Origin of the sequence: Secundilactobacillus collinoides DSM 20515 = JCM 1123 (assembly GCF_001435975.1) — a bacterium.
Lineage (GTDB): Bacteria > Bacillota > Bacilli > Lactobacillales > Lactobacillaceae > Secundilactobacillus > Secundilactobacillus collinoides.
Genome location: NZ_AYYR01000032.1, coordinates 1 through 25,895, shown reverse-complemented (window position 1 = coordinate 25,895; position 25,895 = coordinate 1). Strand labels below are relative to the sequence as shown.

Below are 25,895 nucleotides of genomic sequence, written 5' to 3'. Positions count from 1 at the left end.
GCCATCGCCTCAGCGTAAATAACAGCACGATTGGAGTGAAATTGCACTTCGGCTAGAGATGCTCGTTTCACACGCAGGCGTGCTATAATGAGTTTAGGATTTGGTTACAGCCTGATTTGGCAGACAGTCAAACAGGCAAGTTGATCCGGAACCACATAGGGGGTTTTAAGTATGACAAGAAGACATTCACAAAGCCCTGTTCAAATTGTCGGTTGGATTATTTGGGGCTTGGAAACGTTACTGGTTATTGGCAGTATCGGTTTTAGCAGCATCACCGGTTCGCTATTTGGCGGCCGGGGAATGATGGGCGGCAGCATGATGGGTGGCAGTTCCATGATGGGCACTCACTGGCTGATTGGTCTTGGCACGGTCTGGTTCATCTGGCGCGTTGCCATGCAGATCCTTGCCATCTTTGGTATCTTGCGCCTGCACGATCACAACGCTGATACGTGGCCAATTATTTTGATCGTTGTCGGTGTGCTGGGAGGTTGGCTCTACCTGATTCCTGGTATTTGGGGATTGATTTATAACGGTCAGCAGCGCAACCGTAATCGGGGTAATGGCAACATTCAGGAAAGACGTAAAGTTAATTAAAATAGAGTGAACGGACGCGCCAAATGCGAGTCCGTTTTTTTGGAAGGAAGCACAGCATGACAACAAGCACACTTTATCAACACGGCACATTAGCGTTAATGGTGCCCGGTTTATTAGCGGGCACGATGACGATGAAAGAGCTTTTAACGCACGGTGATACCGGCATTGGTACCGGTGAGGGGCTTGATGGCGAGCTGATTATTTTAAACGGTGTTGCGTACCAAGCTGATAGTTTTGGTAAGGTCAACACGATTGGTCCCGATTTTACTACCCCGTTTGCATCGGTGCACTTTGCTGATTTTAAAAAGTTAACGGCGGTTGATGCGCAGTTGGCACAACCGGAGTTGGAAAGATTAGTCCTGAAACAGACGCACTGGGCAAACACCTTCTTTGCGGTGCTGACAACGGGGACCTTTGTCGATGTGACCACTCGGGCTGTGGCAAAATCGCAAAAACCGTTTAAGACCTTGGCTGAAACGGCTGACCAGCAGAGTATTTTCCACAAGGATGAAGTCAAGGGAACCATGCTCAGCTACTATTCACCAGAATTGTTTGACGGTGCAGCGGTCGGTGGATTTCATCACCATTTTCTATCGGATGCACATGATTTCGGCGGCCATGTATTAAACGCTAATCTCAAGAAGGGCACGATTGCCGGTCAGAAGTTTGCGACTTTGGAACAGCATTTGCCTGTCAATAATGCTGAGTATATGAGCCATGATTTTTCGGATGATTCGATTTACGATGATATTGCACACGCAGAACATTAACTGCAGTAAAAATTACGTAGTACCAAGTATGATGAAGATTCTTGCACACAGACTTGAAAATTAAGTAAATCAAAAAATTGCGACACAATGTCGCATTTTTTTACCTACATATGTGAATTATTTCTTAATTAATTAATCGAATTAATCACGCCTTATTCATTAATCCATAGAAGCACATCAACTTGAAAACTCATAATTGGTCACAAATTAACTAAAAACAATCATCTTTTTAATAATTATCGATAAATGACCTGAACCTCAGCATTTGACTAATGTACGTTATATGCATATGATATGAATAAATTATCTTGATAAGGAGGATTGGTCATGAAAAAATTTGTCTCATTACCAGTGGTCGATTCAAGTCTATACATGTTCGGCGGTCACATGCGGACTGTTCCCGGTGAGTGGAGTTTTTTTGAACAGAAACATCAGGCCTTTGAACTGATGTGTATCGTTGAGGGCCAGCAAACCACCGAGATCAAGGATTCGTCGACGTTTACGTATGGCCCAGGAAGCGTTTTGATAATGTCTCCGGGCACACTGCACACCAATTGGAATGCCAGTGATACAGAACCGATGACGTATATCACGTTTCACTTCAACATCGAGAGCCTGACTTTAAAATCAGAAATTATTAGCACTGTCGCCAATGCTGTGATTCCAGCAGACGCACCAATTGCTAAGCTCGCAATGAAAACAGCCCAGAAGATGGTGGCGTTTAGTGACGATCCCGACTTAGACAAAGAACAGACCAACATTAAGATTCAGATTGAATTGCTGAATTTTCTATATGGTCTCATGGAAAATATCAACGCTTATAAACCAAAAAACGCGAAGTATTCAGAACGTGAAGCCAAGGTTAGCCGTGAAATGGCCACCCTCATTGAGGACTATATTGATCAAGAAGAAGTACCGGTCTTTTCGTTTGGCGATATTTGCCAGAAACTTGGAATCAGTACCGGTTACGGTCACCGCACCTTTAAAAAAGTCTACGGTATTACGCCACTGCATTTTATCGAGGAACAGAAGTATCGTAAGGCCAAGCTGCTGCTGGGATCACCAGAGTATTCGATTGAAGAGGTCTCCTATATGATGGGCGCCAGCAGCATTTCAAACTTCAGCAAGCAGTTTAAGAAGTGGTCGGGGGTCACACCAAGTAAATATCAGCGCCAAATTGTGACTAAACGTAAAGTTCGTAATGTAAAAGAAAGCGGTTACTTTGAATAATTGCTCGGTTGAATCTGCAACACATTGCATTTATTCTGCTGTGAATTGTATAAAATATACCTTGTGCCCTAATCAATTGTAAAGGCGATTAGGGCACTTTTTAGACACTAGTTTGGTCAGAATTTAACTAAAAATAGGCATATTTGAAGGTAGTCTCGTTAAATGAAACCGTATACAATTATGCCTGTAATCAGTTAGTTCATTCGAAAAACTAAGTAGCACTTATTTTTAACCAACTCACATTCACAATTTCGTGATGAACTGCACGATGACAATCACACAAATTTTTTTCTTGTTGTCCGTAACCAAAAATTTGTTTTAACTCATAGAAATGGGGGAATCATTATGGCTTCAAATGCAGGCCAAGATTCATCAACACAAAACAATGAATTTGCCAAGCTTTCCTGGCGCGAACGTATCGCGTATGGGGCTGGTGATTTCGCGCAAAACTTGATTTTCGGGACGATTGGTTCCATGTTGCTGTTTTATCTCACCACTGTTTACGGAATTTCCGCCGCAGCCGGTGCCACCATTTTCTTAATTGTTCGTTGGATCAACGTTTTTTGGGATCCGTGGGTCGGCGCATACGTCGACCGTTCTGCTGTTACTAAAATTGGGAAATACCGGCCATTCTTACTTAAGTTCGGGATTCCATTGACAATATTGTCAGCGCTTTTATTCCTGCCAATTCAAGCCGTTCGGGGCAATGTCTTTTACGCTTTCGTTGCTTACATGCTGACCGCCATGGTTTACTCACTGGTCAACATCCCATACGGTGCCTTGAACGCTTCACTTACCCGGGACAACCAAGAAGTTTCAACCTTGTCCACTGTCCGGATGACTGAAGCCAACATCGGTAACTTATTGGTTTACACCTTCCTGCCATTATTTGTTCAAATGGCTTCACCTGACAAGCAATTGAAGGACATTGGTTTATTTGGCATCAAACTCAACCTTGGGAACTACAGCTCACCACACGCTGGCGGCGCCTACTTCCTCGTGATGTCCGTTTACATGGTTATCGGGTTCTGCATGCTGCTGTTCACATACTTCGGCGTTAAGGAACGGGTCTTACCAACCGAACAGGAAACTGACTCAGTTAAGTACTCTGACCTGTGGACTGAATTAAAGAATAACAAACCGCTTCAAGTTTTGGGTCTGTTCTTCCTGGTCGGCTTTACTTTCATGTTCTTCGGCAACACTGTTTGGCCATTCTACACGCAATATAACATCGGTCACCCAGAATGGATGGCTTCAATCAACTTGATTGGGTCAATTCCTGGCATCTTCTTAGTCTTCTTATGGCCAATCATTCGTAAAAAGATTGGTAAAAAAGGATTCTTCTACCTCTTCCTGGTACTGTTCATCATTGGGAGTCTGATCATCTGGGCATGGTCATTACCACAATTTAAGAACCAAACGACACTTGGTTACATTGGGCGTTTCTTCCAGCAATGGGGCTTAACCGCAGCCACTGGTTACATGTGGTCAATGGTGCCTGAAGTTGTTTCATACGGCGAATACAAGTCCAAGAAACGGGTTGCCGGGATCATCAACGCCATCATGGGTCTGTTCTTCAAGATTGGCCTTGCACTTGGTGGGATTATTCCAGGCTACATCAACGCTTACTTCAAGTTCAACGGTGCCGCTGCTACTCAACCGCACGCTGCTTTGATGGGTATTCAGTGGTCCATGATCTGGTTACCGATCATCATGGCCATCGTTGCCATCTTCATCATGAGCCGTTACCCACTGACGGATGCCCGCGTTGACGAGATCAACAAGGAGATCGTTGCTGAGAAGAAGAATGCTTAATTCATTAAACGATAGTTGCTGTCGCAGGCAACACGTTTTGTGAATTGAAGTTGCTGCTTTCTATCACGGTGCACCTGCATTTGCTGGTGCGTCCGCCGCATTCGGTGTTGGTGAACGATGCCGTAGCCTCACGATTGTGATATGCGCAGCTGCTCATTAGCACCGGTTCATAGATTATCCGCCCTCGACAGCGTTTAAACGCATTTGACAGTAACCCCGCAGCGATAGTCGGGATGGACGATTGGCCGGTAACGCTAAGTTGCTTCATTTTCTGAGCAGTCGATGATTCATGTCAACTGTCAGCTTAGCACAGCACCGAGTCAGCTAACCGCTAAACAATATTAAAACAAATTATAGTTTATAGGAGGAAATATCATGAAGATTCAAAACCCAGTGTTACATGGTTTTAACGCCGATCCTAGTATGCTTCGCGTTGGTGATACGTACTACATTGCCAACTCCACCTTTGAGTGGTTCCCTGGCGTTCGGCTGCATGAGTCAAAGGACTTGGTGCATTGGAACCTCTTGCCATCACCATTGTCTACAACCACATTGCTCGATATGAAGGGGAATCCTTCATCAGGTGGCATTTGGGCGCCTGATTTGACATACGCTGACGGCAAGTTCTGGTTGATCTACACCGATGTCAAGATCACTGAAGGTGCCTTCAAGGATATGACCAACTACCTAACCACAGCCGATGATATTCGCGGCCCGTGGAGCGACCCAATTGCGGTTAATGGTGTCGGTTTTGATGCCTCACTGTTCCACGATGACGACGGCCGCAAGTACCTCGTTCAACAGACCTGGGATCATCGTGAATACCACCACCCATTTGATGGGATTACTTTAACCGAATTTGATACGACCACGATGCAGTTGAAGCCGCACACCGCCCGCACCATTTACACTGGGACGGATGTTAAATTGGTGGAAGGGCCGCATCTGTACAAGATCAACGGCTTCTATTACCTGTTTGCAGCTCAAGGCGGGACCGTTTACACCCACGAAGAAGTGGTTGCCCGCTCTAAAACCCTTGACGCCTTAACCTTTGAATCTGAACCAGACGGCCCATTCATCACCAACTTTGATACGCCGCGGCTGGGTATTCAAAAGCAAGGCCACGGTGCCTTAGTTAACACGCCGAGTGGTGATGAATGGTACTACGCCTCACTGTGTGGCCGGCCATGGCACCACGAAAACGAATCCTTCACTGACCCTCGCGGCTGGTGCACCCTGGGTCGCGAAACTTCGATCCAAAAGGTTGAATGGGATGACGAAGGATGGCCGCGCGTTGTCGGCGGTCACGGTGGTCAAATGGAAGTTGACGCGCCAAAGGACGCTATCTTGACGGATGCGCCCGCCAATGGTGACCAACATGACGAATTTGATACCCCTGAATTAAACGGCGAATGGAACACGCTTCGGGTACCGTTTGACGACAAGATGGGTGCCTTTGGTGACGGTAAACTGACCCTGATCGGCCAACGCTCGCTTGCCAGTGAATTTGACGTTTCCATGATTGCGAGAAGATGGCAAGCATTCAACTTTGATGCAGAAACAAAAGTGAAGTTTGACCCATACACTTACCAGCAAATGGCCGGCCTGACCAATTTCTATAACGATAAAAACTGGTCATTCGTTTTCATAACCTGGGACGAAAAGAAGGGGCATGTGATCGAAGTTGCCGAAAACGATCGGAACAACTACACCTCATACCTCAAAGATGACGCCATTCAGATTCCTGAAGACACTGAATATGTTTGGTTCAAGGTAAAGGCTCGGACACAGTCTTACACCTACGAATACTCGTTTGACGGCGAGACGTGGCACGAAATTCCAGTTGAATTAGATGCTGCTCACTTGTCAGACGACTACATCCTTCAAGAATACGGTGGTTTCTTCACCGGTGCCTTTGTTGGTCTCGCAGCAGTTGACTACAGTGGTTACAAACAACCAGCAGAGTTTGACTACTTCGACTACAAAGAACTCGACTAATATTTCCGTCATTGCTCACTTGAAGCACTTGGCTATTGCCAGGTGCTTTTTGTTTTGGCTTTAAAAGCCGTTTATTCACACGGGGTCGTAGAGTATCCGACCAGGATCGTTGGCTGAACATGTTGGCTTTTGGGATGAGCGTCTTTGTCGGACAGATCACTTTGTTATTAAACGTTCCCGTTCCCGTTTCGATTTCGAATCACATGAAGGTTGCGATTCCATGGCTGGATAGGGTGTAGAAAACGCGCTGGACGTAAGTTAAAGCGCCGTTACCGAAAAGGTCAAAATTTTACACACGTGTGCGATATATTGACCACGGCAGTATGTTCAAAACGGGAAAAAGCTATGTTAAACTTATTGTGAATGATAGCACGATAATGTTTAACTTTTACATAGGGGTACGCATACAGTCCAGACACTGACGACGGTAAAAGCTGATGATTATTGGAGGAGAAACATCATGAAAAAGATTAAGGGAATCGTGCTTGCAGCACTTTCTTTGGCATTGATCGTGGGGATTTTTGCCGTGGCTAAGCCGGCTCAGGCTTCAACCAAAATTCCAGCGTCACTACGTCATAACTGGTACATGAATTTGAAGTCAGTGAAGGATCCATCATTCATTAAATTCAAATCAACTTCAATGGATGTTGGTGACAAAGGGTTTCATATGAAGTATAAGATCAAGGATCTGCAAGTCACGAAGAAAAAGGGCGGCTGGTACCAAATTGGACCAAAGGGGATTACCAACTCAACCTACAAGACAAAGAAAATGAAGATCGGTCACGTTAAACGCACAGTTCTATTGAAGAATTACCTTGGCCGTTCACACTATGCGGACGTGTACGTGATTGGTTCAAAGGTGACATTGCCGTTGGCTAATTCATCATACTTTTTAGGCTAGCGGATGAGGAAGCGGCGGTCATATGTTTCGGCAACGGTAATCTAGGCGCAAGTCGTACAGGACTGGATGGGTAAAAATCGACAATTATGGTTTTGCACGTCCCGTCAGCTGCACTTCACGCTTTGAAATTACTTCCGTCATGGCGAGCCACCCTCTTCAAGGCGCCATCAGGCAAGGTAGAACCGCGCGCAACCTCCATGAAAAATGGGGGTTACCGCAACTGACAACCGTACCAACAAGGCACCATCTGGGGAACAGGTAACAATTAAAAACGTCTCATCAAAAAGCGCCCGCATACTGGCGCTTTTTTGTTGTTCACTTACAGTTTACTTTCCAACTAAACCCCAGTATCATAGGATTATCGAACAAAACGGAGGCCCATTTTGAACAAAATCCAACTTGCGAGTCACTTTTTAGCGACTCATCTGAACCAATTTGAATGTCCAGTCTGTCACAGTCCCTTTATAGATGTGGCGGCCGGCACGCTGCGTTGCAGCAATGACCACACCTTTGACCTTTCGAAAAAGGGGACATTATTTTTCCTAAACGCGCCGGTAAATACAGAATATACGGATGAGATGCTGCGTAATCGCCAGCAGGTGCTCACCAGCGGCTTTTTTGAGCCAATGCTAAGCGAGGTCGTCAAGCACTTACAAGGCGACCTGATCCTTGATGCCGGCAGCGGCGAAGGGACGACAACAAAGTGGCTGGCAGCTCAATACCGAGCGGGTGATTTTGTGGGGCTGGATATTTCTAAGCCGGCCATTAACATTGCTGGTTCCGGTGTCGTGAGCGACCCGCAGCCGTTGTTCACTGTGGGTGATTTAGCCCAGTTACCGTTTGAAAGTAACGCGGTCAGCAGCATTGTTAACATTCTGTCACCCGCAAATTATCAAGAATTTGACCGCGTTTTGCAACCCGGCGGTACACTGATCAAGGTGATTCCTAACAGTCATTACCTGACTGAATTGCGCCAGCTCGTTTACCCTGAAGGCGAACATGCAACTTATGATAATACGCCAGTTAAGAAACACTTTATGGATCAGTATGACCACATTACGTTCGTGCCGGTCACGTATCAGTTTGCTCTGACACCTGATTTGTTTAAAGCACTTTTTGCGATGACACCGTTGACATGGCAGGCAGGGGACCGGCGAGAGGCTATTTTGGCAGAGGGACTAACACAGATTACCGCAGATTTTGAAGTCGGTATTGTGGAAATTTAGCGAAGTCAAATGCGTTCGACTAGTCACAGTCAACGCATTTTTTGGTGGCACAATACGACATTTTTCAACTATAATAGTATCAATTGACGTTATTAATTATTATTTACTTTTAGTAATGTTATACTTAATAATAAGAAATCTTATCTTTATTATGGTTGGGAGATGCGTTTATGAATCCAGAGATTAATGCGGTGCCATATTGGCTTTGGGCGATTGAACTGGTCGTCACGGCTTTTTTTATGTTTGGGTATCTAACGGTCTACCTCAACATGACCCGACACGCCTTCGATGAGATAGGGTCGCATCAAAGATTATGGCGGATGGGATTGATCCCGATGACGTATTGTACAGGCATAGCGCTGAATGTGCTGGGGCTGTATTCGTTGACGTACTCGCTTATGTTTTATAGTCTGGCCGTCTTTGTGTTCGTCTTTCCAATCACGGACGAGGGTATTTCCTTTATTGAATATGTCTTTCGTGCGTTAGGCATTATTATGGTCGGGGTTATCCATCATTTACCGGTAATTGCCATGCTCCAGTCCGTTGGTTTTTTGGCATTATTGGTTTGGGTGGTTGCCGTATATATCGTGCGTTCGCATGTACGGCATCATTTATTGATCAATGTGCTGATGAATGTGGTCTACGCGGGTTTGTTTTGGCTAACCTTGCCTGGAAGTGCTTTTAGATCAGGCGATTCGCAACTGACGATTGAGATTCAGGGTATCCTGCTGTACATGATCATTGCCACCGGTGTCTTCTATGGGTGGAATGGCATGTCTGCTAGCCGTAAGAAGACTCAACAAATTACAAAAATTGCAAATTATGACACCCTTACCCATGCTAAAAGCTACTCACTGTATCATAAAGAATCAGCGGAAATGTTCGCTACATATCGTCGGACGCAAAAACCGCTTACAATGGTCGAATTAGATGTGGATCACTTTAAGGTCGTTAACGACCAGTATGGCCATCTTTTGGGAAATCAGGTGTTGATCCTAGTGGTTGCGACCTTACAGGACTGTCTGAAGTACTATGGAGATGAATATCAGTTGTACCGAACCGGCGGCGAAGAATTTATGATTGGGTTGCCGAATACGGATTTGAAGCAAGCGGTACCAGTTGTCAGACGATGCTGGGAAAAAGTCAGGCAACAAGTCTGCCACTATGATGATCAAGCTGTTAAAATAACGATCTCACTTGGCGTTTCACAGGCGATAGAAACGGATGCTTCCATTGAAAATGTCTATAAACGGGCTGATGACAGTCTTTACATTTCGAAGCAAAACGGCCGTGATACGATTACAGTCAATGGCAAATCATTGCAGGTCAAGCAAGAGACAGTTACTGTCAGTGATGATTACGCTTTTTTTGTGCAGGGTATTTATGATGATACTACGGATGGTGAGGCTCGGATTCGCAATGAACTGACCCTGCATTATCACGATCGAAAGACAAACAAGTGGCGCCCTATCCAACAAAATGAACTTAAAAATCTCAGTATTGACCGATTATTTCGACTTCTTAAAGAGGCAACCGTTAATTTGGTGCTGCAACGTGTTCAATTACCGATGTCCAGCCAGGACTTCTTTAACCCGGAAGTGAGCAAACGACTGACTGCTTTTATGCGATCAGCAGATGGTCCCGAAACGTTGACGGTTGTTCTAATGAGACTGTCAGCAAGCGCACCGTTACAGAATGCCGTCCATTCGTATCGGTTAGCCGGCATTGACGTTGTTTTAGATGTCACAAAATGCGATGCAGAAATGTATAAAACCTTGGACAAGACGCACCCGTTTGATGGGTTGAAATATACGTTGCCGTCCAGTGATGACCTCGGTATTCGAGCCAGAGCGCTTCTGGAAGCACAAAAGTGGCATACTCAGGCTATGGATTGGGCCATTCCAATCATTATCAGCGGCATTACAACTCGCAGTGAGGTTGAATGGGCACAAACGCAAGTAAAGATTCATCAGCTATCCGGTGATTTTTATGGGGCACCGGCTCTGCCAATGATTGGCTGAGTTTCTTTATTCAAGATGAAACGCAACGACAAGCCGTCCGGTATAAAAGCTGTTGATGTTATAGTCATATCGTAATTATGGAAAAAACAAAGATACCAACCGGCAATAAAGCGTACGCACCCATTACCCAGAGGCTCCAGCCTGTTTATTTAGCCTCGACGTGCGATAAACGACCATTGTCCGGTCATATAAGCGGCCCACGCTCAAAATCCATTCGAGATTTTCAGCGTGGGTCGCTTATATTCTGGGGGTAAATCCGACTTTTGTCCTATTCTCTTTTGACAGGGGACGTTTCCTCGCCAAAACCAGCTCAAGGTTACGCATTCTAGCAACGCAACATCAGAATTTATGATTTAGTAGGACTCGTTTTTTTATCTGACAAATTAACCCCGTTATCCCTAATATGCCAGCCTTTACCCGCAATGAATGTTAATCTTACACATTATAAAAATAGTAACATTACGGTAAATTGGAATATTTATGTAACATAAAAAAATGGCCTATTTTTGGTGCTATAATACGTATTAGTTTTTATTACGTACGGGTAACGCTGGGGGGTGTGACCGATCAGTTTAGCATTCAGTTTGCTGCCATACTGGATTTGGGCCATTGAATTGGCAGTGGCTGCGTTTTTCATGTTTGGCTTTTTAACTGTGTATATCAATATGTCGCGGCACGCTTTTGATACCAAGCGTGGGACGCATATAAGCAGACAGTTGTGGCGTATCGGCCTCATGGCGGTTATTCTCGCGATGGGGACAGCTTTGTTTTTTCTAGGGTTATATGCTGCTATATATTCGCTTATGTTTTACAGCATGTCCTTGTTTGTCTTTATCTTTCCGCTAATGGATGAAAATATCGCAATGTGGGAATATCTGATTCGCGCTGTGGGACTGCTGGCTGTGTGGATCGCCCATCACATGCCGTTTGATGGTCAGATTCGGCCACTCGCATTAATGCTTGTTGTGGCTTGGTTAGTGGTGATGTATCGCCTCAACACGAGGGTGCGTTATCACCTGCCAGTGAATCTGATAATGAGTCTTATTTTTGCCGGACTGTTTTGGCTCACACTGCCAAGCAGCGCCTTTTTGGTACAATCAACTAGGGTTCACGTTATTATTCAAGGCATGCTGATGTACCTTGTGATGTCAACGGGAGTCTGCATCTTTTGGAACATCATTCGCGATAGTCGCAACCGGTCGTTGCACATTGCTAAAGTTGCCAACTATGATTCTCTGACCAATGCGAAGAGCTATTCGCTGTACCAGAAAGATGTTACAGAAATTTTTGCGACTGCCAAAACGAGCGGGTCGCCGCTGACGATGGTCGCGTTAGATGTTGATCATTTTAAAATTGTAAATGACCAATACGGGCATTTGGCGGGTAACAAAGTATTGATCCATGTCGCAACCACATTGAGAAAAACGCTGCGCAGTTACGGCGAGCAATACCAGGTCTACCGGACGGGCGGCGAAGAATTCACCATTGTGATGCCAAACACGGATTTGCATCAGGCGCTGCCAATCGTGACGAAGTGTTGGAATCAAGTACGGCATCAGTCGTGTCCTTACGATGAACAAACCATTCATGTGTCGATTTCTTTGGGGGTCGCGCAACTGCGCGAGACCGATACTTCCATTGAAAACGTCTTTAAGCGAGCGGATGACAGTTTGTATATTTCCAAACGCAATGGCCGTGACGCCATCACCGTGGACGGTCAAACGCAACAGGTTAACCAACGCGCTGATACAGCCGACACGTACGCGTTTTTTGCTCAAGGCGTGTATGACGATGAGACCCAGAATCCAACACGAGTTCGCAATGAGCTGACGTTGTACCAATATCAACGGAAGACCGCCACCTGGACACCATCTCCGCTGTCTGATTTAAGTATTGACCGCCTGATTCAACTCGCACGAGAAGCCGTTGTTAGCCTGGCACTTCAGCGAATTCAGCTGCCGATCTCATGCAAGAAATTCTTGAATCCGGAAGTGATTGCCAAACTAACGACCTTCATGCGATCACCTGATGGCCCAGAAACGTTGACGCTGGTGCTCGCTCGGCTGCCGAAAAAGCAGGCATTGCAACGAGCTGCACACGCCTATCATTTAGGTGGTATTGAAATTATGCTGGACGTCACGCATTACGACAGCGAAGTGGCGACAGCGCTTAACCAAGTACGGCCGTTTGACGGCTTGAAATACTCACTGCCAGATACGGACGATGAAATGGTCCAAGCTAAGGCTTTGTTGACTATTAAACAGTGGCATAAGCAGGCAGTCGAGTGGGCGATTCCAATCATTATCGGCGGTGTTCAGGACAAAGCAGAAGTTGAGTGGGCACAGATGCAGGCAAAAATTCACCTATTAGCTGGCGATTATTATCAGGCACCTGAGCTGCCGTTGATGGGTTAGCACGGATGAAACTAGAAGTTCTTTTCATACGCTGGTGCTAGTACCAACGTATTTCGCACTTCGGGACACCGTTGTGTTCTGAATACAGTTGAAAAAGAGCGTCAAAGACCAGCGGTGGTTTTTGACGCTCTTTTTTATAGATTGATGTTATAAAATATCACAATAATGGCTCGATGAACGATAAAAAGAAACCTAAATTAAAAAATAATTAGAAAAAAGTTTGATTTATTAATCTAAATGTCATAATATATAACACGAGCAAACAATTCTAATTAAAAGAAAGTAGGATGATCAGTCTAACGTCTAAATCGGTGGCTATAAATAAGATCAGTTGTTACAGGCAATTGATGCAAGCAGGTGGCAGGCTTGTCCAATTTAATAAGAGGGGGCGTTAGTATGGCAGATACGATTACCAAGGGTGATGTGAAGAAGGCGTCACCTAGTAAACCGTCATTACTAATCTCAAAGCCCGATGATGAACTGCCGATTTTTCAAGCGGCGGTTCTTGGGCTGCAACATCTACTTGCAATGGACGTCTATGTGGTACCGATTTTAATCGCAACAATGCTTGGTCTCAATTTTGGCGACAAAATGGGAATCGTTCAAGCAACGTTTTTAGCCGCTGGCATTGGGACCATTCTTCAAACGGGTGTCTTCATGAAGATGCCAGTGACTCAGGGCGCATCCTTTGTTCCGCTTGGCGCGATTGCTGGAATTTATGCTACGGCTGGGCCTAAAAATGGAATGGCGACCGTTTTTGGTTCATTATTAATTGGCGCGATTGCGGTTATCTTGCTTGGAATCACCCATGTTTTACCCAACTTGATTCATAAATTTGTGCCTGCAATCGTTGGCGGCACCATTATTACTAATGTTGGTCTGTCACTGATTCCATCTGCCGTAAACGATGATATTTTTGAAGCTTCCGGTAATTTAAATACCAACGTAATGTTGGGCAGTGTTTCGGCGTTAGTGCTTTTAATTTGTGTCTGGCTTGGCCTACGATTTGTTAAATTAGGCAGGGTGTTTAAACTAGGCTCAATTCTGATTTCTCTGTTAATAGGGACTGGCGTTGCTGCAGCGACTGGCGCAATTTCACTGAAAACAGTTGCTGCATCGCCTTGGTTTAGTCTCCCCAAATTTTCAGTAACCAGTTATGGCTTGCGGTTTGACCCGTTTGCGATTTTAACAATGCTGATTATTTATATGGTGCTCATGACCGAAACGACCGGGACTTGGTTTGCTGTCAGCACTGTCACCCACACCGAGCTCACAAATGAGCGCTTGAATCGTGGGGTGATCGGCGAAGGTATCTCGTGTGTGATTGCATCGCTTGCTGGGGCCACACCGGTCACGGGTTATTCAACTAATGCAGGGATTATCTCCATTACGGGGATTGCCAGTAAGCGGGCATTTATTGCCGCTGGCGTGTGGTTTATTGGTTTTAGCTTTGTCGGTAAGATTGCTGCCTTATTGTCAGCAATTCCAGACGCCGTCATTGGCGGTGTGTTCGCAGTCGTTTGTGTAACGATTATGATCAATGGCCTTCGGGTCGTGAGCCGACAATCATTTGAAGAACGCAACCTATACATTCTTGGTATCCCGATTATTTTAACGATGGCAACCGTGTTAATGCCGACAAAACTAATTGACGAGACACCCCAATTTGTTCAGTATCTGCTTGGATCGCCGATTGCCATTTCGGCGATTGCTGCAATCTTACTGAATCAACTAATGCCAAAGACAAGGAAGGCGATTGCATGACAGAGCTATCAATGATGCGGTTAGCTGCTTTTGAGGCTGACCAGAATTTAGAAACAAAGGATGGCGGTCCCTTTGGCTGTGTGATCGCAAAGGAAAGTCAAGTCTTAGTCAGTGCGCATAATCAAGTGCTAAAGGACAATGATCCGACCGCCCACGCGGAAATAACGGCCATTCGAAAAGCTACCAAAAAATTGGGCACCTTTGATTTAAGCGGGTATACGTTGTACACCTCTTGTTATCCGTGTCCGATGTGTCTGGGCGCTATCATTTGGTCGAATATTAAAACGGTCTATTATGGTAACACTGCAAAGAATGCTGCCAGTATCGGCTTTCGTGATGATTACATTTATCAGTTCATCCAGAACCAAAGTGAGCACGAAGACGTATTGAAAATGATCAGTTTTGATCGCGAAGAAACATTGCCCGCATTTAATGCGTTTAAAGACGAGAGTGAAAAAGTAATTTATTAACCTTTTATCATCCAGAAATCTTAAAAAGCACCCAAGTTTTCGATTTAGGCGAAAACTTGGGTGCTTTTTGGTTGTAATAAATAGAGCAGTAAATGACCATGCAACCATCTCAATTGCCGCCTATCAGTCTTGGTTGAGCACCGATTCGTTCGCGGTTAGTATTGGGCTGCGTGAATCAATAATGCTGCCAATCGGGAGTCATTAGTGTGTGACCTTATTGGGAGACTAGCGATACAATCACACGATGCGTTAAAGCTTAATGTTGTTTGTTATTAAAGTTACAACGTCGGGGATCGGCGTTTTGCAGTCATTTTTTAACCAGCGCTTGGTCACCGCCGTGATGCCGCCATTGAAGAAATCAAGATGGTACTGAAAAGTTTCCGCATCTTCTTGATGGGCTTCAACGGCACGAACACGCAGGTTGATTTTTGAATTTTGCAGGACGTTTAAATCACCTGGTGCGTTTATTCGGATGAAATAATGATAGAAAAACGTCTTGTTTTCCTTGACCAACTCAAAAAAGCTGGTTAGCACCGGACCAACAGCGAGATCCGAAGCCGTTTTCTGATCCAGAATAGCCACCAATTTAGCCATCATTTCTGTTTGAAGCGCTTTTGCAACGTCTTCAACGGCATAGAAATGCGCGTAAAAAGTCGCCCGATTGATGTGGGTAAGGGCACACAAATCAATGACTTTCACCCGTTTGTCAGGATTTTCACTCACTAGCTGAAGGTACGCCGCTTGAATTTTTTGGTCAGTCTGTCGAAACCTTTGATTATTCTTGGTATTCACGTTGGTCACCTCATTAATTGAACGTTTGTATTAATAATGTTGGTTGAGTTACCCTTGCTTCTCTTTTATTATAAACACAACAAATGTTCAATTAAAAGGAGATCATACTTAAATGTCTAAAGAATTATCTAGACGTGCGTCACTCACACTGTTTTATATTTTGTTAGCAGGCTGTGTGGTAAGTTCATTAATGCAAACCTCAATGACAACTGTCTTACCAGCAATTATGGTGTCACTGCACATTACCGCCAGCTCAGGACAGTGGCTTACTAGTATCTTCACGTTAGCGATGGGTATCATGATTCCCATCACGCCGTTTCTTATAAAACGCTTTTCCACTAGAAAATTAATTATTAGTGCGCTGAGTATATTCAGCGTTGGCCTTTTGGCATCGGGCATTGCCACTAACCTGCCAGTTATGTTAATTGGACGTGTTTTGCAAGCGCTCAGCAGCGGAATTTTTGTCTCCTTGACACAAGTGGCAGTGATGCAAATTTTTCCGGCAGATAAGAGGGGCCTATACATGGGAATCTACGGGCTGGCCGTTGGGGGAGTTCCCATTTTTGCACCAACACTAGCCGGGTATATATCAGATAGTTTTGGCTATCGGGTCATCTTTTTCGGCGTGTTTGGATTGAGTGTACTAACTTTAATTTGGACCCTCTTCAGTGCGCGCAATATTAGCGAAGGCGTCAAGGCTGAATTAGATTCTAAATCAGTGCTGCTTTCAGTGGTTGGGTTTGGCGGGTTAACACTGGCCCTTGATAATTTAAACACAGCAAGCACGCGTTCGATTGCGATAATCACAGCACTTGTTGCTGTCTTTGCGCTCATTTTGTTTGCTCGGCGGCAGCTCAGAATTAAAAATCCGTTGCTGAACTTCAAGCCATTTGCTAATCGCAGTTTTGTGATTGCTCTGATCGGCAGTATGCTCCTATACGCGGTGATGATGGCAGGCTCGTTGATTTTGCCAATCTACTTGCAAACATTACGTGGGTACTCTGCTACGACATCTGGATTAATTACTTTACCGGGATCCGTTATTATGATGGCCTTCAGCCCAATTGCTGGGCGTTTATTTGACCGCTTTGGCATCAAGCCGGTGCTGGTAGTCGGCAGTATCGCCCTGTTGCTAAGCTCGCTGAGTCTTGGGTTTGTAAATAACACGACCAGCATTTGGTACATTTTGATTGCGTACATGTTCCGGATGCTGGCGGTCGCAATGATGATGATGCCCCTTGTATCTTGGGGGTTGTCTGTCATTGATCAGTCGCTGACGACCCATGGCTCGGCACTGATTAGTTCCTTTAGAACCTTTTCGGGTGCTTTTTGCATGGTTGGCATGACTGACGTTCTGACGCATTTTGCCGGCGGTCAAGCCACTATCAAGGGTGTCGATCTGGCCTTTATTGGGTTGAGTGTGCTGGCTGCCGGGTTAGTGGCTATTGCGCTGGTTCAACTTTTTTCTAAGAAACGTGTGAAGTAGCATGTAAAATCCACAAAACGCTTAGAAGACGAGATTCTTTTGTCATTGCCGAAAATTGTACCTGCAACGTGCTCGTTGATGTCACAAACTAAGACATCATTTGTCAGAAATACCGTCTCAATCGGGGCGGTAAAAGATCTTTTCTCGTAAAGAGACGGTCTTAATCTGATGGGGGCATGTTTTGCTTGTTTATGAATGCAGTTATGGCTGCATGATTAAGACGTAAATGGTTAGGGACGCGGCTGCGACAAAAGTCTTTTTCATCCCGAACATAGTACTAAAATGCTAAGTTAATATCTAACCTAAACCTGGAAAAACGATTGTTCACGACTATGTAAGGCACCTCAGACCAAAAACCATTCCGGCTTTTGTCTGGGGTGCCTTATAATCTTGGCGCAAAAACCGTTTCTGTTATACTTTGCCATTCTGATTGGCCATTCTATTCGTTCGTTCTTAGCATACTTGTCTAATTTACCCCAGCACGCTTTTTTTATCACTGATCCGTATTGTTTCATCTGTACCTTTATCAAAGAATCGACACGATTGTGCTGTGCCACCTTCAAGTTCAGTTCAGAGGTTGCGTTGCCTTTAATAGCTAAAAAAGTTTCACTGATTTTTGATGTAAGTGCTTACTTTTTATTAAAAATGGCTCTAATGTAATGTTCGTTTCTGCTTATCTATTAATTAGATTATCCAGTACTTCACAAAACAAATACGGCTAAATACGAATAATGACCTTGAATTATTTTAAAACGTATGGAATAATACAGGTGTACTTAAAAAGAGGAAGGGAATCTACTGTGATGCAAAATTCAGGTAATGGCAACACAATTCAAGGCGGTTTCTTGGACCGCACGTTTCATCTTACCGAACAAAACACAACTGTTAGACGGGAAATACTAGCTGGATTAACTACTTTCTTTTCAATGGCTTACATTTTATTCGTTAACCCAAGCGTTTTAGGCGCTGCCGGGATGAACAAAGGTGCCGTGTTTACGGCTACCGCGCTTTCAGCAATTATTGGTTGTTTATTAATGGCGTTTCTCGCAAATTATCCGATTGCGATTGCGCCAGGATTAGGGGACAACGCGTTCTTTACTTATTCCGTTGTCCTTAGTATGGGAATTCCGTGGGAAAAAGCGATGGCCGGCGTTTTCGTTGCGGCTGTCCTCTTTACGATTCTTTCATTCTTGAAAGTTCGTGAAATTGTGATTGATGCCATTCCAAAGGATCTTAAATTGGCAATGGCAGCTGGTATTGGGTTATTCATTGCCTTTGTTGGGTTGCAAGAAGGCGGCTTAGTTGTTGCCAGCAAATCATCATTGGTTGCGATCGGTTCCCTTACCGTACCGACCACTTGGTTAACAATTTTTGGGATTTTTGTTATTGGCATTTTAATGTCACGAAAAGTCCCTGGTGCCATTTTCATTGGTTTAGTTGCTTCAACTATTTTAGGACTTGTGACTGGCCTGATTAAAGCACCTACTAGTTTTCTTTCAATGGCACCAAGTCTTAAACCAACTTTTGGTGTTGGTATTAAGAACTTGCCATCACTTGCTGACCCCCAGATGTGGGCGGTTGTTTTAATTTTCTTACTCGTTGCTTTCTTCGATACTGCTGGTACTTTGGTTGGGTTAGCGCAACAAGCTGGGATTATGAAGGATAACAAGATGCCGCGGATTGGGCGCGCGTTAATGTCTGATTCCTTATCAATGTTAGCCGGTTCCGTCATGGGTACCACGCCAACTGCTGCTTACGTTGAATCTTCAGCTGGGATTGCCGTTGGTGGACGGACAGGCTTGACTGCTTTGACGGCAGGTGTTCTGTTCATCTTCAGTATGCTGTTCTCACCATTACTGACCGTTGTCACCGATCAAGTGACAGCACCAGCTTTGATTATTGTTGGTGTGCTCATGGTTTCTGCTTTGAAGGATATTCATTGGGACAAGTTCGAAATTGCCTTGCCTGCTTTCTTGGTCGTTGTTGGGATGCCGTTAACCTACAACATCTCATACGGGATCGCATTTGGCTTCCTGACTTATCCAATTATGATGACTGTGGCAGGGCGTCGCAAAGAAATAAACTATGTGATGTGGATTCTCTTCTTTGTCTTCATTCTGCTAATGTATGTTCTTAATATCGTGCCAAAGGGGACGACTGCTTAGAAACGGCCAGTCTTGTATTCTGAAATTCGTTTCCACGCGATAACTATGAAAGCGTGTTTTGAATTCATCTCTCTGGCATCATCGAAATAAAAGAGTGGGACAAACGGTGGTTTTGCCTACCACAAAATATAAGCGCTCCTGGTTGAAAACCCAATTTGGATTTTGACCAGTAGCGCTTATATTTTGGGAGCAAAATTGCCGTTTGTCCCACTCTCTATTTTGTTACGTAAATATATAAAGTCGAGGTCGAATACCCTAAACTAAACTTCACGCCTTTTGAACGAATAGTCTCAGTAGTGGTTTGACTAGATTTTTCGTCCTTGGCCTTCTTCGAGAAGGTCTTCAACACGTGTTTTGCATTAGCACCGACACCGTTGGCCAGAATAGAGAACGTCGTTGCAAATTTCTTTGCCTGCTTGTTGTTTTTCAATGCTGACGTTGGCACGATGAGCGTTGCACCTACAAGCTTGCCGTTGTCGACGTTTGTCCGAATCTTGTAGTCACTGGTGGACTTAATGGTGTGAATGCCATTCTTAACAGTTGTTGGTAAGAGGTCATCTTTTACACTGGCTTTGGCTTGCTTCAAGGCGGGTGCTAGGCTGGCCTGAGTCTGCTTGAGTTTCGCAGCCTGGGTCTTCAAAGCGGCGGCCTTCGTGGCTAAAGTCTGGAGCGTGGTCGCAGCTGAAGTGTCACCCTTGGCAACCTTGGCCTTAGCAGCAGCGACCTGTTTTTGAATGGCGGCCGACTGTTTCTTCAAGGCGGTTGCGGATGCTTGCAGTTTCATTGCTGTGGCCTGATCAGACTTTGATAGTGCGGCGGCGGACAGCGTTTGATTGTAGGTGGACTGGAACTTGGTATAGGTCATCAAAGCTTTGCGCTTGGCGACCGTTACCGTTTCAGAATTACCACCCTTAACACTGACTTTGACCGTTTGTTTGTAAGGCTTGGCTGGAATGGTCAGTGAGTAGCCTTCGTTTTGCGATTTTTGTGTTTCTGTGCTGCCACCATTGATGGTGTAACGTACCGTTGCTTGATTGGTTTTACCCTTGATGACGGCGGCCATACCGCTTGGGGCAACGGTGTGGTCATCCACGGAAACGGATGCCTTGCCGCAACCGGCGAGCGCGAGGCCCAGCAGGACAGCTGAGAGTAAAACACCAACTTTGTTTGTCATGTTGCGCCTCCTTAGTCGAATGACACGTTGTCAGAGAATTGTGAGTTGTACAGAGTTGCGTAAAAGCCGTTTTGGGCCAACAGTTCGTTGTGGGTCCCGGTTTCGACAACGGCCCCGTGGTTCATCACGATGATGTTGTCCGCGTTTTGGATGGTGGACAGCCGGTGGGCAACGACGAAGCTGGTCCGGTTCTTCAACAGTTCGCTCATGGCGTGCTGAATCTGAACTTCGGTCCGCGTATCGACGGAACTGGTGGCTTCATCCAGGATGAGAATCTCGGGGTCGGCGACAAAGGCTCGCGCAATGGTGACGAGTTGCCGATGCCCCTGTGAAATGTTCGAGGCTTCTTCGTTTAAAACGGTATCGTACCCGTCAGGCAGCTTGCGGACGAATTCGTCAACGTGGGCGGCCTTCGCGGCAGCCATGATGGTGTCTTTCGAGGCGTCTTCACGACCGTACTTAATGTTGTCGTAGATCGACCCGGTAAACAGCCAGGTGTCTTGGAGCACCATGGCAAAGTGGGAACGCAGGGATTCACGGTCAAGATCACGAGTATCGGTGCCATTTAAGCGGATGGCCCCGCCCTGAACATCGTAGAAACGTTCCAGCAGGTTGATGATGGTCGTCTTTCCGGCACCGGTTGGGCCGACGATGGCGACTTGCTGACCTGGCTTGACCGTTAAGTTGTAGTCGGTCATCAGCAGGTCATCTTCGTAACCGAACTGAACGTGTTCGAGTTCGATGAGGTTGTTGGTGTCTTCAACTTTGCGGTTGGCCTTGGTGTCCTTCATTTCTTCTTCGTCCATGACTTCAAAGACACGTTCGGCAGAAGCGATGGTGGATTGAATCGTGTTCATCAAGTTAGCCAATTGTGAAATTGGTTGAGAGAACTGGTTGGTATACTGCAGAAAGGCCTGCACGTTCCCCAGGGTAATGGACCCGTTTGAAACGCCGATTCCACCGATAACGGCAACGAAGACGTAGCCGATGTTGTTCAGAAAAATCATCAGCGGCATGATAATACCGGAAATGAATTGGGCTTTCCAAGCAGCTTGGTAGTAGTTTTTGTTTTGGACTTCGAAAGTTTCAATGGTGTTGTCTTCCTTATTGAAACTCTTGAGGACCTGTTGGCCAGCGTAGTTTTCTTCCACTTGGTTGTTGAGTAACCCAAGGGACTTTTGCTGGGCAGCGAAGAACTTCTGTGACCGCGGTGCGACGATCCCAACGATGATCAAACTCAGTGGAATGGTTACCAGCGCAATCAGCGTCAGTTTCCAACTGATGGTCAGCATCATCCACAGGGTCCCGATGAAGGTCACGGTACTGGTTACGGCCTGGGTGAGGGACTGTTGCAGGGTGCTGGCAATGTTATCCATATCGTTGACGGCCCGACTCATGATATCCCCGTTGCTGTGGGTGTCGTAGTATTTGATTGGCACGACACGCATCTTTTGTTTCATGAATTTCCGCAGTTTATAAACGGTTTGTTGTGAGATTCGGGTCATGATGTACTGTTGCAGGAAGCTGAACACAGCTGAAGCAAGGTACATCAGGCCAACGATAATGATGATGTGGACGATTTTATCATAGTTGATCGGCAGACCCGCGATGGAGAAGCCGGCTTTTTGTTCCGACTGGCCCTTCATGACACCCTTGAAGATCTCCGTTGTTGCTTGACCGAGAATCTTCGGTGTCCGAATCTGGAAGATGACACTGATGATGGCAAACGCCAACACGAAGCACAGCCCAACGAGCCGGTCAGACATGTAGCTCATTAACCGGCGTGTGGTGCGCCAAAAGTTCTTCGGCTTTTCGACGAGGCCGGCATGGCCACCAGGGCCGTGACCGCCCATGGGGCCGCGTTGCTGTTGTGGTCTTGGAGTATCCTTTTCAGCCATTATTTGTCATCCTCCTCTCTCAGTTGTGAATGAATAATTTCTTGGTAAACTTTGTTCGTCTTTCGGAGTTCATCATGGGTTCCTTTACCGACCAGTTTCCCGTTATCCAAAACGAGGATCAGATCAGCATCGGCAACCGTGGCGATCCGTTGGGCGACGATAACGGTGATCGATTGTTGAATGTGGGCGTCTTGACGCAGTGCAGCCCGTAAATCAGCATCAGTCTTGAAGTCCAGTGCGGAGAAGGAGTCATCAAACACGTAAACGGAAGACTGCTTGACCAGGGCCCGCGCAATGGCTAACCGTTGCCGTTGACCACCGGAGAAGTTGCCGCCGCCTTGTTCAACGTACATATCCAGGCCGTCAGGATCTTCTTCAACGAAGTCCCGTGCCCGAGCGATATCCAGTGCATGCCAGATTTCGTCGTCGGTGGCGTCAGGTTTCCCATACTGCATGTTTTCTCTGAGGCTCCCAGTAAATAGGGTGGCCTTTTGCGGTACTAGTGAAACGGCATTCCGGAGTTTTGTCGTATCCAGAGTGCTGATATCGGTACCGTCGATCTTAATGTCACCGGATTCCACATCGTAGAACCGCGGAATCAGGTTGATCAATGAGGTCTTCCCGGAGCCAGTCCCACCAATGATGGCAACTGTTTGACCGCTAGTCGCGCTGAAGTCGATGTCGGTCAGAGCCGGCTGTTCAGCGTTGCGGTAACGGTAGGTGACGTGGTTGAAGGCCAGGGAATGCTGGTTGGCAGTGGTGTCGAGTTCGGCAGGTGTGTCCGGCACGGTCATGGTGGACTTCAAGTTGAACACGGCCTGGATCCGCTTGGCGGATGCTTGAGCCCGTGGGATGAAGATGAACACCATGGAAAGCATCATGAAGCTCATCAGAATCTGAGTAGCGTAAGTCATGAACGCAATCAGGTTCCCGACTTGCATGGCTTGGCCGCCAATGAGTTTAGCGCCAAACCAGATAATGGCAATGTTGGTTCCGCTCATAATCAAGGTCATGACGGGCAGGGCAAACGCCATGATGGTGTTCACATTGATGGCGTTGCGGGTGTAGTCGACGTTGGCGTCTTCAAACCGGTCTTGTTCGAATTGGTCTTGACGGAAGGCCCGGATGACCCGAACCCCTGTTAACCCTTCACGAAAGACCCGGTTGATACGGTCGGTCTTGGTTTGCATCGCTTGGAACAGCGGTACCGCAAACTTCAGCATGATTCCCATAAAAATAACCAGTAATGGAATGGAGACCAGGAAGATCATCGTCAGTTGGTGATCTTTAGAGTACGCGAGAAAACTTGCCCCAATCAGCATAATTGGCGCCATGATCATCATACGCAACATCATCATGGCCACGTTTTGAATCTGAACGACGTCGTTCGTGGTCCGGGTGATGAGGGATGACGTTTCAATTTGGTCGTACTCATCGTTGGTAAAATGAATCACCTTACTATAGATATCAGTCCGTAAATTCTGGCCTAATTTCTGTGAGGTTCGGGCGGCTAAATAGACGTTGCAGATGGCCGCTGCGATACTGAGCAGGGAATAACCGACCATTTGCACGCCGATTTTCCAGATGTAGCTAATATCCCCCTTAGCAACCCCGTTGTTGACAATGTCGGAAGTTAAGTTAGGAAGGTTAAGGTTGGCAAATACCTGGACGATCATGAACAGCACCGCACCCAGTACGGCAGCGTAGGAGATCCGTCCCTTGGCAATTTTGAGCATCTTGACGCTCCTTTCAAATAATGACTAAGTAACAAAATATGAGACCGGTGACCGATTTTGAAGCAGAATAGATAAACTGTTCTGCTTACGAAAACTTGCGGAAAAAAGATTGAATTACCGAATGTATGTTCGTATAATAAAGGTAATCTAAACGGGGTGATCAAATGACTGAGAATAATCACATTGTCATTCAACTGCCAAAAACAATCGATATGAATCAAATCGCAGCGATCTTGGAAACGGCCTTTGAATCAAATGGTATCGAATCGTATCACGTAACCTACAAGCAAGAAAAGTAGTCGGGGGACTGCTTTTTTTATTGCTGCGGCGGCAACCCATGCGTCTGGAAGAATCCGAAGTGGTCGAGATCCTCGCGGAATTCCTCATGGTTGTCGAAGAAGTCGTGCAGTACAGTCGACTTTTGCCATTCCGGCATGTTAGCTTCGATGCTGGTTGATAACTTCGTCAGCAGCTGGAATAGTTGTGCTTGTTCTTCGTCTGTTAACGACACAAAGACCAGTTCGGACATTTTGTCTCGTAATAGGTGTGCGGAATCGATAAACCGCTGGCCGCGATCCGTCAGCGAGATGAGCATGACCCGTTTGTCACTGGGTGATGCTTGCCGCTGGACAAGGCCGCCCTCAACGAGCCGGTTCACAAGTCCGCTGGCCGAACTCGGTTTGATGTTGAGCTCGGTGACAATTTCTGAATTGGTCAGTTGTCCTTTCTTAGCTAGCAGAAAGACCAGCCGCATTTGCCCAGGATTGGGATGGTGATGACTGTGAAAATCGTTTTTTTTGATATCTCCCGTAATGTGTCTGGTCTCGTGAAACAGGTGCGCAAACAAGCCGAAAAGCTTGCTGGATTCAGCAGACATGGTGGGTCCTCCTTCTTTACATAATAGTTAGGATAAACTGTAGCATCCTAACAAACGGTTCTTAATATAGTCTTATAGTTAGGACATGTCAACACATCCTAACTAATTTGTGAAAAAAGATTTACCGAGCGATAAGTCAATGAATGAAATGGTCGAAAACTGGTCACTTACTTTGGGATTAAGGCGATTATTTTGAGATTGGTTTAAAGGCAGAGGCGGTTGAGTTATGCTGCTGTTGCACACCTTAATTTGGCACTTACTATGTGCCAGATTCAATCGTTGGTTAAGCATCGACAGGCAGTTAAGGACGATTTGCGAAGAATCCGCCCTCGATTGCTTTTTCGCCAATCGCTAGCGATGCTTTTTACTATGAACAGAAAAAGGCCACTGAAATTTTTGGAAATTTCAGTGGCCTAATATACTAATTTGTGCGATTAAGTTTGCCTGTACTTGTTTTATTGCTTAAGAGACGGTGTTTAAATTAGTCTGCTTTACCGAATTCGTAAAGTCCCTCAATTGTCAAGTTAAGTGCAACACTAATGGCCTATTCTTATAATTGGTCTA

The 25,895-nt window shown here is 45.8% G+C and carries 19 protein-coding genes; 14 read left to right on the top strand and 5 right to left on the bottom strand.

Annotation, left to right across the window (positions count from 1 at the left end):
• The first annotated feature begins 171 nt into the window (after positions 1-171).
• The 11 genes from FC82_RS06605 (at position 172) to FC82_RS06555 (ending at position 15,203) form a co-directional block, all read left to right on the top strand.
• Positions 172-594 carry a hypothetical protein gene (locus FC82_RS06605; protein ID WP_054760920.1) on the top strand — a complete coding sequence of 141 codons (423 nt, stop codon included), beginning with the start codon at positions 172-174 and terminating at the stop codon, positions 592-594.
• Between the two features lie 56 nt (positions 595-650).
• Positions 651-1,364: an acetolactate decarboxylase gene (budA, locus tag FC82_RS06600; protein ID WP_054760918.1), complete on the top strand. Its 714-nt coding sequence runs from the start codon at positions 651-653 to the stop codon at positions 1,362-1,364.
• Positions 1,365-1,691: 327 nt separating this feature from the next.
• Positions 1,692-2,594, top strand: a complete 903-nt coding sequence (locus FC82_RS06595) for an AraC family transcriptional regulator (RefSeq protein ID WP_056996554.1) — start codon at positions 1,692-1,694, stop codon at positions 2,592-2,594.
• A 345-nt stretch (positions 2,595-2,939) separates the two neighbouring features.
• Positions 2,940-4,409, top strand: coding sequence for an MFS transporter (locus tag FC82_RS06590; protein WP_056996553.1), 1,470 nt, complete (start codon positions 2,940-2,942; stop codon positions 4,407-4,409).
• A gap of 375 nt (positions 4,410-4,784) precedes the next feature.
• Entirely contained in the window at positions 4,785-6,407 is a 1,623-nt protein-coding gene (locus FC82_RS06585) for a glycoside hydrolase family 43 protein (RefSeq protein ID WP_054760917.1), read from the top strand.
• 460 nt (positions 6,408-6,867) lie between these two features.
• Complete coding sequence (locus tag FC82_RS06580) at positions 6,868-7,308, top strand: hypothetical protein (RefSeq protein ID WP_054760915.1); 441 nt, start codon at positions 6,868-6,870, stop codon at positions 7,306-7,308.
• Between the two features lie 383 nt (positions 7,309-7,691).
• Entirely contained in the window at positions 7,692-8,534 is an 843-nt protein-coding gene (locus FC82_RS06575) for a methyltransferase domain-containing protein (RefSeq protein ID WP_056996552.1), read from the top strand.
• A 170-nt stretch (positions 8,535-8,704) separates the two neighbouring features.
• Positions 8,705-10,555 carry a GGDEF domain-containing protein gene (locus tag FC82_RS06570; RefSeq protein WP_056996551.1) on the top strand — a complete coding sequence of 617 codons (1,851 nt, stop codon included), beginning with the start codon at positions 8,705-8,707 and terminating at the stop codon, positions 10,553-10,555.
• 845 nt (positions 10,556-11,400) lie between these two features.
• On the top strand, positions 11,401-12,969 hold the full coding sequence (locus tag FC82_RS06565) for a GGDEF domain-containing protein (protein ID WP_162260929.1): 1,569 nt from the start codon (positions 11,401-11,403) through the stop codon (positions 12,967-12,969).
• Positions 12,970-13,365: 396 nt separating this feature from the next.
• Entirely contained in the window at positions 13,366-14,733 is a 1,368-nt protein-coding gene (locus FC82_RS06560; protein WP_056996549.1) for a uracil-xanthine permease family protein, read from the top strand.
• Positions 14,730-15,203, top strand: a complete 474-nt coding sequence (locus FC82_RS06555) for a nucleoside deaminase (RefSeq protein ID WP_054760903.1) — start codon at positions 14,730-14,732, stop codon at positions 15,201-15,203. Before FC82_RS06560 ends, FC82_RS06555 begins: the two co-directional genes overlap by 4 nt.
• 249 nt (positions 15,204-15,452) lie before the next feature.
• Here the strand turns inward: FC82_RS06555 and FC82_RS06550 are convergent, their stop codons facing one another.
• On the bottom strand, positions 15,453-15,995 hold the full coding sequence (locus FC82_RS06550) for a TetR/AcrR family transcriptional regulator (RefSeq protein WP_056996548.1): 543 nt from the start codon (positions 15,993-15,995) through the stop codon (positions 15,453-15,455).
• Positions 15,996-16,107: 112 nt separating this feature from the next.
• Between FC82_RS06550 and FC82_RS06545 the strand changes: the two genes are divergently transcribed.
• Together FC82_RS06545 and FC82_RS06540 are read left to right on the top strand one after the other, a co-directional pair.
• Positions 16,108-17,481 (top strand): DHA2 family efflux MFS transporter permease subunit, encoded by a 1,374-nt coding sequence (locus FC82_RS06545; RefSeq protein ID WP_056996547.1) that lies wholly within the window; start codon positions 16,108-16,110, stop codon positions 17,479-17,481.
• Between the two features lie 803 nt (positions 17,482-18,284).
• Entirely contained in the window at positions 18,285-19,646 is a 1,362-nt protein-coding gene (locus FC82_RS06540) for an NCS2 family permease (RefSeq protein WP_056996546.1), read from the top strand.
• 214 nt (positions 19,647-19,860) lie between these two features.
• Here FC82_RS06540 and FC82_RS06535 read toward each other — a convergent pair whose 3' ends face one another.
• The 3 genes from FC82_RS06535 to FC82_RS06525 are packed head-to-tail and all read right to left on the bottom strand — an operon-like array spanning position 19,861 to position 24,454.
• Positions 19,861-20,820, bottom strand: coding sequence for a hypothetical protein (locus tag FC82_RS06535; RefSeq protein WP_054760897.1), 960 nt, complete (start codon positions 20,818-20,820; stop codon positions 19,861-19,863).
• Between the two features lie 11 nt (positions 20,821-20,831).
• Entirely contained in the window at positions 20,832-22,718 is a 1,887-nt protein-coding gene (locus FC82_RS06530; RefSeq protein ID WP_056996545.1) for an ABC transporter ATP-binding protein, read from the bottom strand.
• Positions 22,718-24,454, bottom strand: coding sequence for an ABC transporter ATP-binding protein (locus tag FC82_RS06525; RefSeq protein WP_054760895.1), 1,737 nt, complete (start codon positions 24,452-24,454; stop codon positions 22,718-22,720). Before FC82_RS06525 ends, FC82_RS06530 begins: the two co-directional genes overlap by 1 nt.
• A gap of 164 nt (positions 24,455-24,618) precedes the next feature.
• Between FC82_RS06525 and FC82_RS17330 the strand changes: the two genes are divergently transcribed.
• Entirely contained in the window at positions 24,619-24,753 is a 135-nt protein-coding gene (locus FC82_RS17330) for a hypothetical protein (protein WP_268873498.1), read from the top strand.
• A gap of 17 nt (positions 24,754-24,770) precedes the next feature.
• On the opposite strand, the gene FC82_RS06520 is transcribed toward FC82_RS17330, so the two are convergent.
• Complete coding sequence (locus FC82_RS06520) at positions 24,771-25,331, bottom strand: MarR family winged helix-turn-helix transcriptional regulator (RefSeq protein ID WP_054760894.1); 561 nt, start codon at positions 25,329-25,331, stop codon at positions 24,771-24,773.
• Between the last annotated feature and the right edge of the window lie 564 nt (positions 25,332-25,895).